This window comes from Phytohabitans flavus (assembly GCF_011764545.1).
Classification (GTDB): domain Bacteria; phylum Actinomycetota; class Actinomycetes; order Mycobacteriales; family Micromonosporaceae; genus Phytohabitans; species Phytohabitans flavus.
Window position 1 is genome coordinate 5,627,212 of the sequence record NZ_AP022870.1, and the last position, 15,367, is coordinate 5,642,578.

19 protein-coding genes and 1 pseudogene are annotated in these 15,367 nt (G+C 69.1%); 16 read left to right on the forward strand and 4 right to left on the reverse strand.

Translation table 11 applies throughout. The features are described from left to right. The first annotated feature begins 66 nt into the window (after nt 1-66). The 6 genes from Pflav_RS24555 to Pflav_RS24575 are packed head-to-tail and all read left to right on the forward strand — an operon-like array spanning nt 67 to nt 4,872. The gene (locus Pflav_RS24555; RefSeq protein ID WP_232071866.1) at nt 67-1,401 is read left to right on the forward strand and encodes a sugar ABC transporter substrate-binding protein; all 1,335 of its coding nucleotides are present in this window, start codon (nt 67-69) and stop codon (nt 1,399-1,401) included. Continuing rightward, on the forward strand, nt 1,398-2,216 hold the full coding sequence (locus Pflav_RS24560; protein ID WP_232071868.1) for a carbohydrate ABC transporter permease: 819 nt from the start codon (nt 1,398-1,400) through the stop codon (nt 2,214-2,216). The genes Pflav_RS24555 and Pflav_RS24560 overlap by 4 nt, the downstream gene beginning before the upstream one ends. After that, on the forward strand, nt 2,213-2,347 hold the full coding sequence (locus Pflav_RS47605; RefSeq protein WP_269474534.1) for a hypothetical protein: 135 nt from the start codon (nt 2,213-2,215) through the stop codon (nt 2,345-2,347). Before Pflav_RS24560 ends, Pflav_RS47605 begins: the two co-directional genes overlap by 4 nt. Next, nucleotides 2,344-3,207 (forward strand): carbohydrate ABC transporter permease, encoded by an 864-nt coding sequence (locus tag Pflav_RS24565; protein ID WP_173038534.1) that lies wholly within the window; start codon nt 2,344-2,346, stop codon nt 3,205-3,207. Before Pflav_RS47605 ends, Pflav_RS24565 begins: the two co-directional genes overlap by 4 nt. Nucleotides 3,208-3,232: 25 nt before the next feature. Beyond that, the gene (locus tag Pflav_RS24570) at nt 3,233-4,138 is read left to right on the forward strand and encodes a 5-dehydro-4-deoxyglucarate dehydratase (RefSeq protein WP_173038536.1); all 906 of its coding nucleotides are present in this window, start codon (nt 3,233-3,235) and stop codon (nt 4,136-4,138) included. Beyond that, nucleotides 4,135-4,872: a sugar phosphate isomerase/epimerase family protein gene (locus Pflav_RS24575; RefSeq protein ID WP_173038538.1), complete on the forward strand. Its 738-nt coding sequence runs from the start codon at nt 4,135-4,137 to the stop codon at nt 4,870-4,872. Before Pflav_RS24570 ends, Pflav_RS24575 begins: the two co-directional genes overlap by 4 nt. Here Pflav_RS24575 and Pflav_RS24580 read toward each other — a convergent pair. Together Pflav_RS24580 and Pflav_RS24585 are read right to left on the reverse strand one after the other, a co-directional pair. After that, the gene (locus Pflav_RS24580; RefSeq protein WP_173038540.1) at nt 4,848-5,240 is read right to left on the reverse strand and encodes a hypothetical protein; all 393 of its coding nucleotides are present in this window, start codon (nt 5,238-5,240) and stop codon (nt 4,848-4,850) included. The genes Pflav_RS24575 and Pflav_RS24580 overlap by 25 nt on opposite strands. A 55-nt stretch (nt 5,241-5,295) precedes the next feature. Continuing rightward, the gene (locus Pflav_RS24585; RefSeq protein ID WP_173038542.1) at nt 5,296-6,306 is read right to left on the reverse strand and encodes a hypothetical protein; all 1,011 of its coding nucleotides are present in this window, start codon (nt 6,304-6,306) and stop codon (nt 5,296-5,298) included. 272 nt (nt 6,307-6,578) lie between these two features. Here Pflav_RS24585 and Pflav_RS24590 point away from each other — a divergent pair, with 272 nt between their 5' ends. After that, complete coding sequence (locus tag Pflav_RS24590; protein ID WP_173038544.1) at nt 6,579-7,199, forward strand: L-threonylcarbamoyladenylate synthase; 621 nt, start codon at nt 6,579-6,581, stop codon at nt 7,197-7,199. Nucleotides 7,200-7,230: 31 nt separating this feature from the next. Here the strand turns inward: Pflav_RS24590 and Pflav_RS24595 are convergent, their stop codons facing one another. Both Pflav_RS24595 and Pflav_RS24600 read right to left on the reverse strand, forming a co-directional pair. Then, nucleotides 7,231-8,079, reverse strand: coding sequence for a spermidine synthase (locus Pflav_RS24595; protein ID WP_173038546.1), 849 nt, complete (start codon nt 8,077-8,079; stop codon nt 7,231-7,233). A gap of 54 nt (nt 8,080-8,133) precedes the next feature. Continuing rightward, nucleotides 8,134-8,496: a hypothetical protein gene (locus tag Pflav_RS24600; protein WP_173032640.1), complete on the reverse strand. Its 363-nt coding sequence runs from the start codon at nt 8,494-8,496 to the stop codon at nt 8,134-8,136. A gap of 46 nt (nt 8,497-8,542) precedes the next feature. Here Pflav_RS24600 and Pflav_RS46180 point away from each other — a divergent pair. The 9 genes and pseudogenes from Pflav_RS46180 to cpaB form a co-directional block, all read left to right on the forward strand. Further along, a pseudogene (locus tag Pflav_RS46180) lies at nt 8,543-8,743 on the forward strand (methionine adenosyltransferase domain-containing protein); the annotation flags it as partial. Between the two features lie 194 nt (nt 8,744-8,937). Beyond that, nucleotides 8,938-9,543: an ArsR/SmtB family transcription factor gene (locus Pflav_RS24610; protein ID WP_173038550.1), complete on the forward strand. Its 606-nt coding sequence runs from the start codon at nt 8,938-8,940 to the stop codon at nt 9,541-9,543. Beyond that, nucleotides 9,540-10,271 carry an SRPBCC family protein gene (locus tag Pflav_RS24615; protein WP_173038552.1) on the forward strand — a complete coding sequence of 244 codons (732 nt, stop codon included), beginning with the start codon at nt 9,540-9,542 and terminating at the stop codon, nt 10,269-10,271. The genes Pflav_RS24610 and Pflav_RS24615 overlap by 4 nt, the downstream gene beginning before the upstream one ends. A 423-nt stretch (nt 10,272-10,694) precedes the next feature. Beyond that, nucleotides 10,695-11,771, forward strand: coding sequence for a hypothetical protein (locus tag Pflav_RS24620; RefSeq protein ID WP_173038554.1), 1,077 nt, complete (start codon nt 10,695-10,697; stop codon nt 11,769-11,771). Nucleotides 11,772-11,781: 10 nt separating this feature from the next. Next, nucleotides 11,782-12,516 carry a prepilin peptidase gene (locus tag Pflav_RS24625; protein ID WP_173038556.1) on the forward strand — a complete coding sequence of 245 codons (735 nt, stop codon included), beginning with the start codon at nt 11,782-11,784 and terminating at the stop codon, nt 12,514-12,516. Between the two features lie 288 nt (nt 12,517-12,804). Next, complete coding sequence (locus Pflav_RS24630) at nt 12,805-13,011, forward strand: Flp family type IVb pilin (RefSeq protein ID WP_197938736.1); 207 nt, start codon at nt 12,805-12,807, stop codon at nt 13,009-13,011. 28 nt (nt 13,012-13,039) lie between these two features. Further along, the gene (locus Pflav_RS24635) at nt 13,040-13,414 is read left to right on the forward strand and encodes a TadE/TadG family type IV pilus assembly protein (protein WP_173038558.1); all 375 of its coding nucleotides are present in this window, start codon (nt 13,040-13,042) and stop codon (nt 13,412-13,414) included. 5 nt (nt 13,415-13,419) lie between these two features. Next, entirely contained in the window at nt 13,420-14,556 is a 1,137-nt protein-coding gene (locus Pflav_RS24640) for a Tad domain-containing protein (RefSeq protein ID WP_269474637.1), read from the forward strand. A 21-nt stretch (nt 14,557-14,577) separates the two neighbouring features. Then, nucleotides 14,578-15,366, forward strand: coding sequence for a Flp pilus assembly protein CpaB (gene cpaB / locus Pflav_RS24645; protein ID WP_173038576.1), 789 nt, complete (start codon nt 14,578-14,580; stop codon nt 15,364-15,366). Nucleotide 15,367 lies beyond the last annotated feature (1 nt).

The window sequence follows — 15,367 nt, forward strand, 5'->3', positions numbered from 1 at the left end:
CCCGCTGGGCGCCCGCTACTGACCCTGATGTTATCCGTCCAATATAGATAGTTAGGAGGCAGCGTCGTGGCCCACACACGAGGCGCCGCCCGGCTCGTCGCGATCCTTACCGCCGCTTCGATGGGCCTTGTGGCCTGCGGTGGCAGCGACACCGGGGCGGAGCAGGACGCGAAGGCACCGCTCCAGATCTGGATCCGCAAGCCACCCGGCTCCCCCACCGAGAAGACCGCGAAGGATCTGGCCGCCGCGTTCACGAGCGCGACCGGCGTACCCACCACCGTCACCGCCCTCTTCGACGACTTCGAGACCAAGCTCCAGCAGGCCGCCGCGCAGAAGCAGCTGCCGGACCTCGTCATCAACGACACCGCCCAGCTCGGCACGCTCGTCAAGCAGGGCCTCGTACGTGAGGTAGACAAGGCCGGCGTCGCGGGTGGCGACCAGCTCACCCCGGCCGCGTGGGAGGCGGCGAAGGGGGCGGACGGCAAGACGTACGCGGTGCCGTTCTCCGCCCAGTCGTTCGCCCTCTTCATCCGCTCCGACTGGCGGCAGAAGGTCGGCCTCCCTACGCCCACGAGCTGGGCCGACCTCGACGCGCTCGCCACCGCGTTCACCACCAAGGACCCGGACGGCAACGGCAAGGCGGACACCTTCGGGTACGCGGTGCCCGGCTCGACCAAGCGCGGCTACACCTCCTGGTACTTCACGAGCTTCCTGTGGTCGGCCGGCGGTGACTACTTCAATGAGTCGGGCGGCAAGTTCGCGCCGGCGATCGCCAGCCCGCAGTCGGTGGCCGCGGTCGACTGGTTCAAGAAGCAGTTCTGCGTGGACAAGAGCGTGGCGCCCGGCGCGGTGACGATGGAGACCACGCAGGCACACCCGGTCTTCGAGACCGGCAAGGCCGGCATCTATTTCACCGGGCCGTACAACATGGGCCGCTTCGACAAGAACCTCGGCAAGGACAAGTACGAGGTGGTACCCGCGCCGGCCGGCCCGGGTGGCAAGGCGGCGGCGCTGGCCGAGGGCGAAAACGTGTACCTGATGGCCGGCTCGAAGAACGAGGCGGGGCAGAAGAAGTTCGCCGAGTTCGCCATCTCCGGTCAGGGCCAGACGATCGGCATGGCCGGCGACACCGACGGCAGCATCGTCCGCCTCCCGGTGAACTCCACAGTGGACCTCGCGAGCGTGCGTAAGGACACCCGCTGGCAGGTCTTCGACAAGATCTACAAGGACACCGGGCGGTACACGCCGAATGTTCCTGAGTGGACGCCGTTCCGCCAGGCCTCGGCCGAGACGCTCAACGCGATCGTGGCGAACTGCGCGTCCGATATCCAGGCCGAGCTCACCAAGCTCGACGAAACGTTCGGCGAAGAGCTCAGCAAGCAGGGGGTCGCCGCGTCATGACGACCACGCTGCGGGAGCCGGCGGTACGGCGGCACGAGCCCCGGCCGCCGGCACCCGCCGCCTGGCGCCGCCGGCTCCCCGCGCGGCTCCAGGGCTACGCGATCGCCTGGCTCTTCCTGCTGCCGGCGCTGCTGCTCTTCACGGTTTTCAAGTTCGTCCCTATGGTCCGCGCGGTCGAGATGAGCTTCCACGAGGTGCGGCCGTACCTCGGCGACCGCTGGGTCGGCATGGACAACTACCGCGAGGTGGTTACCGACGAGGCGTTCCTGTCCGCGATCTGGCACACGATCGTGCTGGCCGTGGGGCAGACCGGCGGCTCGATCGTGCTGGGGCTGGCGCTCGCGTTGCTCGTCGAGGGGACCGCACGCCACCTGTGGTTCGTACGCACCGCGATGTTCCTGCCGACCGTCGCGGCGATGGCGGTGGTCGCCGAGCTGTGGCGGATCCTCTACTACCCCGGCTCGGACGGCGCGCTCAACAGCATCCTCGGTTGGGTAGGGCTCGGACCGTCCCAGTTTCTCAACTCCGAGGACACGTCGCTCTGGTCGGTCATGGCGGTGGGCATCTGGCGCGGCGCGCCGTACGACATGATGATCTTCATTGCCGGCCTGGCCGGCGTGGACCGCACCCTCTACGAGGCGGCCGCGGCGGACGGCGCCGGCCCTGGCGGCGCCTCTGGCACATCGCGATCCCGGCGCTGCGTCCGGTCTTCGCGATCCTCTTCACGCTCGCGGCGATCCGCGGGCTGCGGGTCTTCACCGAGATCTTCCTGCTCACCAACGGCGGGCCGAACGGCTCGACCGAGGTGCTCATGACGCTCATCTACAAGCTCGGCCTGGAACGCAACGAACTCGGCATCGCTGCGGCCGGCTCGATGGTGCTGCTGCTCGCCACGGTGGTGCTCACGCTCGCGGTCCAATTCGCCCGGCGCCGGGAGGCCCGATGAACAGGTTCGACTCGGCCCTCGGCTTCACCGCGATGCGCGGCCCGGTCGCGCGGGTCGTCCGCGTGGCCCTGTACACGCTGCTGGTCTTCGTCTTCGCCGGCCCGCTGCTGGCGCTGCTGGTGGGGGCGTTCAGCCGGGTGCCCGACCCGAGCCGGCTCTCGCTGGTGCCGAGCGAGTTCACATTGGACAACTTCCGGGCGGCGTTCGAGCGGGACGTGCTGCGGTACCTGCTCAACTCGTTCATCGTGGTCGGTGGCGGGCTGCTGCTCCAGATCGCGGTGAGCGTCTCGGCCGCGTACGCGTTGGCCCGCAAGAAGTTTCCCGGCATGCGGCTTGTCTTCCTGCTCATCCTCTCCACGATGATGCTGCCCGAGGAGATCCTGGCCATCCCGCTCTCGCTGGTGCTGGCCGACGTACCCGTCATCCACGTCAGCCTCATCGGCTCCCTGCTCGGCATGATCGTGCCGGTCGCCGCGTGGGCCTTCTCGATCCTGGTGATGACCGAGTTCATGAAGGAAGTGCCGGTCGAGCTGGAGGAAGCCGCCCGCATGGACGGCGCCGGCGAGCTACGCGTCTTCTGGTCGGTCGTGCTCCCGCTCTGCCGGCCGGCGCTGGGCGTGATCGGCATCTTCGGCTTCACGATGATCTGGGACCAGTACATGCTGCCGCTGCTGGTCGCCCAGGATGCCAGCCAGTTCACGCTGCCGCTGGCACTGCGCACGCTCCGCTCCGACGACCAGGTCGGCGTGGGTGTGCTGCTCGCGGCCGCGCTGCTCGCCCTGCTGCCGTCGGTCATCGCGTTCCTGGCGATGCAGCGGCAGTTCATGAAGGGCCTCACGTCCGGCGCCGTCAAGGGCTGAGCCGGTCTCTACAGATTGGATCCCGATGCTGCTCTCGTTTCCGCTGACCCCGTTCACGCCGGACGACAAGGTCGACCTGGACGTCTTCGCCGAACACGTCGGGCAGCAGGTGGCGGCCGGCCCGGCGGCGCTCTACGTGGCGTGCGGCACCGGCGAGTTCACCGCGCTGCACCAGGACGAGTACCGGGACGTGGTGGCCACCGCCGTCCGCGTCGCGGCCGGCCGCGTCCCGGTCTACTCCGGCTGCGGCGGGGGCCCGCAGGCCGCCCGCGACTTCGCCCAGCTCGCCGCGGAGGCGGGCGCCGTCGGACTGCTGCTGCTCCCGCCGTACCTGGTCTCGTCGACGCCCGCCGGCCTCGTCCGCCACGTCCGCTACGTGGCCTCCGCGACGCGCCTGCCCATCACCGTGTACCAGCGGGCGAACGCGATACTCGACCCCGCCGCCGCGGTAGCGCTGCTGGACATCCCCACGGTCGTGGGCATCAAGGACGGCCGCGGCGACGTGGACGCGATGCTGCGGCTGGTGACCGCGGTACGCGCCAGCGGCCACCCGCGCGCCGCCAGCTTCGGCTTCCTCAACGGCCTGCCGACCGCGGAGCTGTCCGTGCAGGCGTACCGGGCGATCGGGGTGGACAGCTACTCGTCGGCGGTGCTCTGCTTCGTGCCGGACATCGCCACGGCGTTCCACCGCGCTGTCCAGGCCGATGACGCGCAGACGATCCGTACGCTGCTGGCCGAGTTCTACCTGCCGTTCGTGGCGCTGCGCGACGCCGTGCCCGGCTACGCGGTATCGCTGGTCAAGGCCGGCGCGCGGCTCAGCGGCCTGGCGATGGGCTCGGTACGGCCGCCGCTTGTCGACCCGTCGGACGAACACGTGGCCCAGCTCGCGCGGACCATCGACCGCGGGCGTGCCGCCCTGGCCCGGCTGTGACAATCCGTCCCGGCCTGGTCTCGGTCACCTTCCGCCACCTCGCACCGTCCGATGTGGTCCGGGTGGCCCGTGAGGCCGACCTGGCCGCCATCGAGTGGGGCGGCGACATCCACGTCCCGCACGGCGACACGGAGGCGGCGGCGCGGGCGGCCGCACTGACCGCTGACGCCGGCCTGACCGTCTCCGCCTACGGCTCGTACTACCGCCTGGCCCACCCGGACCTGCTCGATGCGTCCACAGTGGTACGCACTGCGGTGTGGCTGGGCGCCCCGACGATCCGTGTGTGGGCTGGCCGCGTCGGCAGCGCCGAGGCACCTGCGGACTACCGCCGCGCGGTGGTGGACGACGCGCTGCGGGTGGCCGACCTAGCCGAGGCGGCGGGCGTGACGGTGTCGCTGGAGTGCCACCGCAATACGCTCACCGACACGCGAGAGTCCACACTGGAGCTTTTTGGCGCACTGCGCGACGCCCCGATCCGCGCGACGTGGCAGCCTCATCAGGAGCGGGACGCCAAAGCCAACGAGGGCGACCTCCGCGCGGTACTGCCGATGCTGGCCAACCTGCACGTCTTCGCCTGGACGCCGGACCGCACCCGCCTCCCCTGCACAAACACCGCACGGAGTGGTCCCGCTATCTGGCGACAGCATCCGGCGCACCAGGCGACCGCTACGCCTCTTTGGAGTTCGTCGCCGACGACGACCCGGACCGCCTACGCGCCGACGCCGTTACCCTGAGCGCCCTGCTGACCGCCGGCGGGGGCTGCTGATCGCGCCTTCGCGGCGCGGTTGGCCCGCGACTGGAGGTAGAGGTGGATGAAGAACAGGCTGGAGAACGCCACCTGGAGCACACCGAGAACGTTCATGCTTGGCTCTTGCCAGCCGCTGGGCATGTGCTCCCGCGCCTCAGACAGGAGACCTGCGGCGCCGGCGGAGACGGCAACCGTCGCCCAAAGCCGAGGATGGTGCAACACGCGACCGAACAACCTGACAGTGCTGGCGCGCCGGCTGCGTGCCAGGACAACCCCGGCCAGGACGATTATGGCCGTGCTGCCGCCGATGACCACGGTGATCAGCAGTAGCGAAGCCATTTCGAATGCGGCCACGCCACCAGGGTAGTGCGGTGGGTCTGGCGACTCCAGGCCCACCGCACGCGGTGCTTTAGCAGCCGGTCCAGCGCACGGCGCGGATTTCGTCCGTAAGCAGGTTGTTGTGGAAGCCAACCACGGTGCCGTTGTCGGCGATTGCGGCGCCACCAACGCCGTCACCCGGGCTCGGCGCCGGCAGCGTCACCACCGTGCCGCCACGCTGCAACGTCGTACCAGCCAGGACCACCCCGCTGGCGTTGACATCGGTCGGAGCGGACTCCAGCCCCGGGTCGAGCACCTTAACTCGACCAGTGCGCAGGTCCCAACGAAGCCCGACAAGGACGCCGCCCTGGAAGATCTGACCGACCGCCCAATGCCCACCAACCGCGCTGGCCAACGCCCCCGTGGCGTTGTCAGGGCCGGCCAGGGTCCGCACCACGCCGCCCGGAGTACGCAGCCACGAGGTCGGCTCGGAGAAGCCGGAGACCCCGACGACCGTGCCGTCGTCGGTGATACCGGCGAGGTCGACCAGGTCCGCCGGCGTGTCCAGCACCCGTACAGTCCCCGGCCGCGACGCCGGCCACAGCAACCCGTACGTCGTATTGGCCGGGGTACGGCCGATGCCGACGATGTCGCCGCGGGAGTTGATCCCCTCCACCGTCACCTGGTCCGCCTCGTCGATCAGCGGCAGCAGCGTCGCCTTGCCAGCGTGGTAACGCCACGGGTGCCTCAGGAAGCCATCTTCATCTCGAGCATTGCCGATGACAACGCCAGCGCTGTTTACGTCGACCAAGACCGAGCGCGGCAACGGCGGCTTCACCTCGACGAGCCGCTGACGGTCCCACAACAGCAACGGGAAGCTGTCCGTAGCCTGCCGCACGATCGCCGACCCCAGCACGTACCGACCCGACGGGTCCACCGCCACAGCTTCGCTGCTGAACGTGTCCGCCGGCACCGGCAGCGTCCCCATCCTGCAGCTCCCCGCCGTCACAGTGGATCCGGCCTGGGCGGGGACGGCTGACACGCCGACAATGGTGGCCGCGATCGCGGCCCCGGCGACCAACCGAGCGAGAGTGCGCTTCATCCAATCTCCATTCGGGAAAGGCGGCGAGCCGATGCCCACCGCTCGCCTCCCGAGAGTCCCAGTCGTCGCGATGATCCCTCAATACATTGGCTGTTCGAAGGCGTTCGAGTCAGTTCCGGCCATCGCCGCCCAACGAGAGGCACGCTTCGAAGGCCCGCGTCCCAACGGGCCGCAAATGAAGCACCGCGGTGCGCCGCGGGCTCACGACATTCCCGTTGGAGCGCCCTACGTAAAGCCTGGCGGGGTTGGGCGGCCGTAACTACGCTCGGTCGGTGGCGATCTACCTTGAAGTGCATCCGGACAACCCGCAGCCGCGTTCGATCCGACAGATCGCCGACGTGGTGCGCGCGGGTGGACTGATCGCATATCCGACGGACTCGTGTTTCGCGCTCGGCTGCCAGATGGGCAACAGCGACAGCCTGGAGAGCATTCGCGACATCCGAAAGCTCGACCCCGGCCACCACTTCACCCTCGTGTGCCGGGACTTCGCCCAACTCGGTCAACTAGTCAAGATCAGCAACTCGGTGTACCGGCTGATCAAGGCTGCCACGCCCGGCCCCTACACGTTCGTGCTGCCGGCGACCCGGGAGGTGCCTCGGCGGCTGATGCATCCGCGTAAGCGCGCCGTCGGCGTGCGTATCCCCGATCACCGCGTCGCACAGGCACTGCTGGCCGAACTCGGCGAACCGCTGCTGTCTAGCACCTTGCTGCTGCCCGGAGAGCCCGAGCCGATGACGAGCGGCCAGCAGATCAAGCAGCGACTCGATCACCAGATCGACGCCGTGATCGACTCCGGCGACTGCGGGACCGAGCCCACCACGGTGGTCGACCTGTCCCAAGACGAACCGCAGATCCTACGGATCGGGGCCGGCGACCCGTCACGGTTCGAATAATCCATTGTTGGTTTCGCCCGAGATCCACCTGTCAAGCCAGGTCGGCGCCGGCGCTGACGTCGTTCGGGTGCGGATCGTGCAGTGGCTGGGCACCGGCGACGAAGCGGTCCAGGGCCGCGCTGTGCAGCACGACTCCGGCGACCGGGTCACGCAGCGCGCGGGTGGTCAGTCGGGCCACCGGCAGCCGGCCGGGTCTCCGCGCGGCGGCCAGCACGATGTTGCCGTACCGCCGGCCGCTCAGCATCGCCCGTCCGGCGATGAGGCAGACGTCTGGCAACACGGCGCCAAGCGTCGCCGCCTGCACCCGCGAGTAGCCCAGCGGGGGCAGGTCGGTCAGGTTGACGGTGTAGAGCCCGTCGGGCCGCAGCACCCGCGCGACCTGCGCCGCGAACTCGACGCTGGCGACGTGCGCCGGCATCTGGGCAGCCTGGTAGACGTCGGCGAGCACAAGATCGTAGCTGGCGGCCGGCTCGGCCTCGATCGCCTCCCGGGCATCGGCCACCTGGACCCGCAGATCCCCTCGGGGCAGCGGCAGCTCCCGCCGGACCAGGTCGAGCAGGGCCACGTCGCGCTCCACAACGACCTGGGTCGAGCCGGGGCGGGTCGCGGCCAGATAGCGCGGCAGCGTGAAGCCGCCGCCGCCCAGATGCAGCGCGCGTAGCGGCTCACGCTTGGGCGCCGCCGCGTCGACGACCGAGGCCATCCGGCGTACGTAGTCGAAATGCAGGTATGTCGGGTCCGACATGTCCACATAGGACTGAGGTACGCCGTCGACGTACAGCATGTGGGCGCCCGGACGGGCGGAATCGAGCGTGAGCTCGACGACGTGCGAGCCGACCGGCGCCCGCACGGCGGCGCGTCGTCGCTGGTGCCGGCCCATGCCCACACGGTAGCCCGGGTCAGGCCGGGATCACACGGCTTCCGCCAACGACGGTTACGGATTGTGAATCCCGAAAGCACGTGATGGCGCGTCGCACGGCGCAACCTCATCCTCACCATCGTCACCGAGCACGTCGGCTTCTCGGTCTGGGGGTTGTGGCCGGTACTCGTGCTGTTCATGACCCCGCGACACGGCTTCACGCTCACCGATGCCGACAAGTTCCTGCTGGTGACGGTGGCCACCCTGGTCGGCGCGGTCATTGAGCAGCCCTTCTCGATCGGAGGCGGGCACTGCTACGAGGGGTTCGTCGACAACCGCGAGGTGAAGACGATCGTCGACATGTCCGAGATGAAGGGCATCCGCTACGACCCCGCCCGCAATGCGATCGAGGTGGAGGTTGGTGCCAGCCTCGGCCACCTCTACTACACGCTGTCAAGCAGTGGAGGGTGCTCCTGCCGGGCGGCGCCTGGCCGCGGCGGTCGCCGAGGTGTTCGACCTGCGGCCGGCGGCGATCGTCGCCGATCTCGACCTGCTCCGCCCGATATACCGGCGGACCGCCGCGTATGGGCACTTCGGCCGGCAGTCGGACGAGTTTCCGTGGGAAAAGGTCGACCGGGTGGAGAAGCTCAAGCAGGCAGCGGCCCCGCGGCAGCTCACGGCATAACGGTTAGATGGCTGGCCGTCCTCGGCTTCCCCGGGCCGAGGGCGGCCAGCGCCTTACGCGGGTTTGGATTGTGTATCGCGGAGGGTGAGGCCGCGGGAGCAGCGGTCTGGACCACCGCGGACGTCGCGGTAGCTCAAATCACCGACAATATTTTTCTTCTTGACGAGAGGACTTGTCGGTGAAAACGTGAACGTATGCAGGACGTCGCAGTGATCGAGGACGCCGCCGCCGCGGAGGTCGCGCTCGATCCCGTTCGGGCTCGCATGCTCGCGGAGCTTGCGGAGCCACACACCGCGACCACGCTGGCGATGCGCCTCGGGCTAGCTCGGCAAAAGGTCAACTACCACGTGAAGACGCTGGAGCAGCACGGTCTCGTGGAGTTGGTGGAGGAGCGGCGCAAGGGCAGCATGACCGAGCGCGTGGTGCGGGCGTCGGCTGCGGCCTACGTGATTTCGCCGACAGCGCTCGCCGCGGTCGCTCCCGATCCGGCGCGGTCGCCCGACCGGCTGTCGGCGCGGTGGCTGCTCGCGCTCGCCGCACGGCTGGTCCGGGAGACCGGCGCACTCATCAACGGCGCGGCGCGGGCCGACAAGCCGCTGGCCACGTTCGGGCTCGATGCCGAGGTGCGGTTCGCCAAGCCGGCCGACCGCGCCGCGTTCATCGGCGAGCTGACCGACGCGCTCGCCGGAATTATTAGCAAATATCACTCGGAAACGGGGCGCACGCATCGCGTTGTCGTCGCGGTGCACCCGGGCATCACCGAAGATGCCGACCCGCCAGCAGAGGGGCAGAAGTCATGACACATCCATTCGAGGTCCGCGGCGAGATCACCGTGGACGCCACGCCCGACCAGGTCTGGGACGCCATCGCGTCGGGGCCGGGGGTCGACTCCTGGCTTATGGGGCGCACCGAGATCGACGGTGACAACAAGACCAGCACCTTTGAGATGTTCGGCAACACGGCGACCTCGGCCATCACGGTGTGGGAGCCGGGGCACCGGTTTGCGACGCAGGAAGAGAAGAACCCGGACGGCACGTTCGCGGCGTTCGAGTGGCTGATCGAGGCGCGCGACGGTGGCGGTGCCGTGGTGCGGTTCGTGCACAGTGGCTTGCTCGGCGAGGACTGGGAAGCGGAATACAACGCGCTGTCGGTCGGCGACCACGCCTACCTGGCGAAGCTCGGGGTTTACCTCGCGCACTTCGCGCCGCGCACGGCGACGCGGTCGACATTCCTGCCCGGGCCGACCACCAAGGACTCGTGGGCGGCGATGACCGCGGCCATCGGTGCCGGCACCGATGCCGCGGACGGGCAGCCGGCCCGGCTCACCGTGCCCGGTGTCGAGCCGGTCGACGGCGTCGTGGAGTTCGCCGGCTCGCCGAGCTTCGTCGGTATGCGCACCGAGGACGCGATGTACATGCTGATCCACGGCTACAAGGACCAGATGTTCGCGACCGCGCACTACTTTGACGACCGCGACCGGTCGGCCGAAAACGAGGCGTGGCAGGCATGGCTGGGCGCGCTCGCCTAGCTTCGTCGCCCAGGGCCTGTTTCAAAATCCTTGCCGGGCTGCGCCGGGCCCAGACGACGACCGGCGGCGTCGGGCGTAAGGCCGCATACAACACCGGTATGCGACCTTGCGCCCGACTTGCCGGATCGCCGCCTGGATCCCGGCTCGCCTCGACAATCCTCTTGAAACAGGCCCTAATCCAGCCACACGAAACGGCGCCCCGCCGACCACCACGGCCGGCGGGGCACCGCCGTGCTGGCGTTCTGGCTCGGGCCCTGCGGTTGGTGACGGCCCGTACGGCGTGTGACCAGCTCGGAACCGCCTGAGGTGGTTAACCGTGGAGGTCAATACCCGGTCGAACAAGGCGGGTTCGTTCAACAGCGAGTTCGCCGATCGCGTCGTCCTTCGATAAAGTTCGGTATGGCTCTTGCCGCGCTTCGCCGCGTGCGCATCGGCGTCCTGATCTCAGTCGCGATCACCGCGTTGATGCTTCGGTGGTCCGTCGAGGCGCCATGGTGGTCGGAGCGCACCGATGTCGGTGGCTTTCACGCGTCCGCGGTGGACCTGGCGGGCTTCGGCGGGAGCCCATTCGCGTGGTGTGCGGCCGTTGCCTGTCTAGCCTTTGCGGTCGCAGCGTTGCCTGTGCCGCGCCGCGTCCGCCGGACGGCGTGCGCCGCGGGGCTGGCGGCCTCGGTCGGGGCCGCGTCCGTTTGGGCGGTGCTCCTCGGGCAGGTGCTGCGCCGGGACGCGGACACACGTCGCGGCTGGGCCGCGGAGATCTGGGCACGGCATATCGCCAGCGGGGGCGCCGATGTCAGTCCCCCATTGGCAGAGACTAATGCCGACGGCCTCAACCTCGCTCTCATCGTGGTGTTCCTGCTGTTGGTGGTCGGGGGTGTGCTGGCCTTTCCACGACGCCACGAGCGGACAGTGCTGCTGATAGCCACGATGGTGAACATCGCCGCGGCTCTGACAACGCCACTGGCGGCGGTCTGGGTTACCACGGGGCCAGGGACGGCGAAGCGCGACTGGTTCTGGACGTCTGAATTGCTTGCGGCGGCCGGGCCGACGGTCGTCGCCCTCGTGGTGATGGTGCCGATCCTCGGTGCCGGTCTGTTTCTGCGGCCGGGCGGTGCAGCTCAGGGATGGCGGGTTGTCTGGGCGATCACGGCGTCCATTTACTGCTATGTGGCCTACTTCGTGGTAATGATCGACACGTCCTCCGGCCCTCCCCTTCACGATGAGGATGTCCCAGATTCCGCCGCGTTCCCCACCGACTGGGGCGTCGGGGTGATCGGGCCGTTCTCGCTGGTGGTATTCCTTCCGCTCATCGTCGTCATCCGCGTCGTGTGCGCGGACTCGGCTGCGGTCAAGCGCGCTGCCATCAAGGCCCTCCGGGTCGGCCCACTCACAGATCACAGTGGGCCCGCATTGCCGGCAGTCGCGGATCCCGGACCAATCGGCAAAGACGAAGTTCTGAGCGATCGCGTCCAGGCTGACCCGCCGCTAGGGGCTCTCTAGCATGGCGGTCGTGCTGGTCATCTCCTGTGCCGTCCTGGGCGCGCTCGTCGGTGCGCTGACGCCACGGGTCGCCTACCGCCTGTCGGTGGAATACGGATCGCCGTCGCGGTCGGCCTGCGCGCATTGCGCGCGGCCGTTTCCTGCCGGTCTTGCCGGATGGGTACGCCCCGAAGCCCGCTGCCCGGGCTGCCGCACCCGACTAGGCCCGTCACCGGTGCTGACGGCGCTCGTGGGTGCGGTGTCGTTCGGCACGCTCACCTGGGCGCTGGGAGCAGTGCCCGCGCTGCCGGCGTACCTCTTCGTGGCCGGACTCGGACTAGTGCTCGCGTTCATCGATCTGGCCTGCTTGCGACTGCCGGATCCGCTGGTCCTGGCCGCCTTCGTGGTCGGCGGGTGCTGGCTCACCGCTCTGGCCTTTGTGGACGGAGCAGCCCCAGCGCTCGGGCGGGCGGCGCTGGCCGCGCTTGTCTCGGCCGGCGCCTACCTGGTGCTCGCCCTGCTCCCGGGTGCGAATCTCGGCCTCGGCGACGTCAAGCTCGCGGGACTGCTCGGGCTGATGCTCGGCTGGCTCGGCTGGCCGGCCGCCGTGCTCGGGCTCGTGCTGCCGCACCTCATCAACGGTCCGGTCGCGCTCGCGCTGTTGGTGTCGCGGCGGGCCGGCCGGAAGACGGACATGCCGCTCGGTCCGGCGCTGCTGGCCGGGGCACTGCTCGCGGTGGTGGCGGCAGCACGCGCACTGCCCTGAGCGCAATGTCGATCATCCGACAGAATCCATCCGTCCGTCGGGCTCGGACCCGGTTTGTTGGGTAGGCACCATTTGCCTGAGCCACGTCGTCCCAAATCGACGGAGTGATCCGATTCGGCTGGCGCATCGGTCGACGGTGATTCATCCGATCGAAGGCCCTGGGCAGGCCGGTTGCCTGACTAGTGCCGCGGCCGTCGCTTGTGCAGGCTCACCACGGCGGCCGTATCGGGCCGCTTCGACTTGACGCGGTGCCGCCCCAGCGGCGGCGACCAGGGGGTGCAGCCGTCCATGCCCACGCTTATGCTCTCGCTCTACTGCAAGGCCAAGGCACTGTTCGCGTCTCGCGACCGCGGGGCTACCGCGGCGGAGTACGCGATGATCGTCGCCGCAGTGGCCGCGGCCGTCGCCCTCGCCGTCTTCGCGTTCGGCGACAGGATCACCGCCCTCTTCGACGGTGCCTGTAACTCCATGACCGAGGGCGGCGGGGACTGCTGAACGACAGCACGTTCGCTGAGGGGGGAGCATGTCGCAGGCGAGACGCCGTCGACCGCGCGACCGGGGTGCGACCGCGGTCGAGGCGGCGCTCGTGCTGCCGCTGGTCCTGCTGATCGCTTTCGGCATCATCGATTTCGGACGCATGCTCAACGCACAGATCAGGGTTACCGAGGCCGCGAGGGAGGCCGCACGAGCGGTCTCCCTCGGCCACGACACTGAAGAGATCACGGAAGATCTCGGCACCGAGCGAGCCGTCGTCCTGGACAGTTGCGCCAACAACCCGAACGCCCGCGTCCGGGTGACCTACGAGTTCGAGTTCGTCACGCCGTTCGCCCTCATGGCCGACTTCGCCTCCGATTCGTTCGACCTGACGTCCATTGGGGTGATGCCGTGCCGGAGCTGAGCGGCGTGCTCGGTCGCCTGGGCGGCCGGCGCGGCGACCGCGGCACGGTCGCCGCACTCGTCGCGGTACTACTCGCGGGCGGCGTGCTGCTCGGCATGGGCGCGCTCGTGGTCGACGTCGGGCGGATCTACGTGGAGCGCGCGGAGCTACAGGGTGGCGCGGATGCGGCATCGGTCGCGGTGGCCAGGGCGTGTGTCACCCGGCCCGACAGGTGCACCGACGGCCAGATGAGCGCAGTGGCCGACGACTACGCTGCCGACAACGCGAAGGACGGGCTCGCCAACGCCACGGTCTGCGGGTACGTGCCGCGGATGAGCGGCCTGTCGGGCCCGATCGAGGACTGCCCTTCCGGGCAGCCCGACAACCTGACGAAATGCTTCGGCGTGCGGCCAGCGAAGCCGACGCCGTTCATCGAGGTGCGCACGACGACCGAGGTGGAGGGTGGCACAGCCCTGCCGCCGATCTTCGGTGGCGCGGTCACCGACACCGACGGCGCCACGGTCGCCGCCTGCTCGCGGGTGACCTGGGGCCCTGTCCACACGGCCGAGGCCGAACTGGGTTTGGCGATCTGCAAGACGCAGTTCGACGAGGCGACCATGCGCCGCGGAGTGCGAGTCTTCCAACCGCCGCCCGTGGGCGGTGACCACGCCCGCGGAGTGAACGAGATCACGCTGCGTGTCAGCATGGGAGACAGGTCATGCGGAGGGGCGCCGAGCGGGTTCGTGTGGATCAAACACGATTCCAGCGGAGACACGTGTCCCCATCCGCTGAAAGTCGACACGGACGAGGGAGCCGCGGCTCACGGCCGGGATATCACGGGAGGCTGCGCCCGCGCGTTGGAGGAAATCGTCCGTAATCCGCGACCAGTCGCGGTGGCGATCTACAGCAGCGGACACTCCGGGAACGTCACGACCGAGGGTATCGCGATGTTCGTCCCTACGGGCTGGCGTTATCACGAGGACTTCTGGGAAAAGGGTCCGGACCCGCGCAACCGGCGATCCGACCTGAGCAGAAGAAGGCTCTGTGCCCGCGACCCCGCCACCATGTGCCTCTATGGCTACTTCACCACCAAGATCTTTAGCGCCGATACCGTCCCTACTGACGACCACTACGGCGCGGTCGTCGTCAAGACCATCGGATAGCTCGCAAAGGACAGCCGTCGCATGACTCGTCGCATCCTCGCCGCGTTCGTCGCACTCCTGTTCGCGGCGATCGGCACGACCGCCGTCCTCCTCTACGTGCGGCGCGCGGACGACCGGGCGGTCGCCGCCACGAGCGCGGTGACCGTGCTCGTCGCCAAGCAGCGCATACCGGCGGGCACCACCGGCGAGAGCATCCGCAGCAGCGGACTTGTCGAGCCGGTACGGATGCCGGCCGGTTCGTTGCCGGACGGCGAGACCTTCGCCGAACTCCCGACCGACGTGGACAAGCTGGTGGTCACCTCGGACCTGCAACCGGGACAGCTCGTGCTACGCCGTATGTTCAGCGAGTCAACTCGCACCTCGGGCGGTCTCGCGATCCCGGAGGGACTGATGGCGGTCAGCGTCGAGGCTACCGTTGCCGAGCAGGTCGCCGGCTATGTGCGGCCGGGCTCGCAGGTCGCGGTATTTGTCAGCTACCGGGTCATCGAGGGGAAGACCAAGTCTCTCGGCAGCGCGTCGGGCGGTGACGGCGTCACCGGCACCGCCGTACTGCTGCCGAAGGTGGAGGTCATCGCGATCGGTGAGTACGGCGATGGCGGCCAGACCACGACGACGCCCCTGGACGAGACGACGACGGAGGACGGGACCGAGCGCAAGAAGACGGTAATGGTCACCGTGGCCGTGGACACCCGGCAGGCCGCAAAGCTCATCAATGCCGCCGAGGCCGACGCCCTCTACCTCGCGCTGCTGAGCGACAGCTCCAAAGTCGCCCCCGGCGCGGGCGTGGACAGCAGCAATGTCCTCGGCTGAG

Coding starts and splice junctions, on each gene's coding strand:
- Pflav_RS24610 (WP_173038550.1), top strand. CDS start 8,938: ATGCAGGACGTCGCAGTGATCGAGGACGCCGCCGCCGCGGAGGTCGCG.
- cpaB (WP_173038576.1), top strand. CDS start 14,578: ATGACTCGTCGCATCCTCGCCGCGTTCGTCGCACTCCTGTTCGCGGCG.
- Pflav_RS24615 (WP_173038552.1), top strand. CDS start 9,540: ATGACACATCCATTCGAGGTCCGCGGCGAGATCACCGTGGACGCCACG.
- Pflav_RS47605 (WP_269474534.1), top strand. CDS start 2,213: ATGACGCTCATCTACAAGCTCGGCCTGGAACGCAACGAACTCGGCATC.
- Pflav_RS24565 (WP_173038534.1), top strand. CDS start 2,344: ATGAACAGGTTCGACTCGGCCCTCGGCTTCACCGCGATGCGCGGCCCG.
- Pflav_RS24570 (WP_173038536.1), top strand. CDS start 3,233: ATGCTGCTCTCGTTTCCGCTGACCCCGTTCACGCCGGACGACAAGGTC.
- Pflav_RS24595 (WP_173038546.1), bottom strand. CDS start 8,079: ATGGGCCGGCACCAGCGACGACGCGCCGCCGTGCGGGCGCCGGTCGGC.
- Pflav_RS24585 (WP_173038542.1), bottom strand. CDS start 6,306: ATGAAGCGCACTCTCGCTCGGTTGGTCGCCGGGGCCGCGATCGCGGCC.
- Pflav_RS24560 (WP_232071868.1), top strand. CDS start 1,398: ATGACGACCACGCTGCGGGAGCCGGCGGTACGGCGGCACGAGCCCCGG.
- Pflav_RS24630 (WP_197938736.1), top strand. CDS start 12,805: ATGCCCACGCTTATGCTCTCGCTCTACTGCAAGGCCAAGGCACTGTTC.
- Pflav_RS24635 (WP_173038558.1), top strand. CDS start 13,040: ATGTCGCAGGCGAGACGCCGTCGACCGCGCGACCGGGGTGCGACCGCG.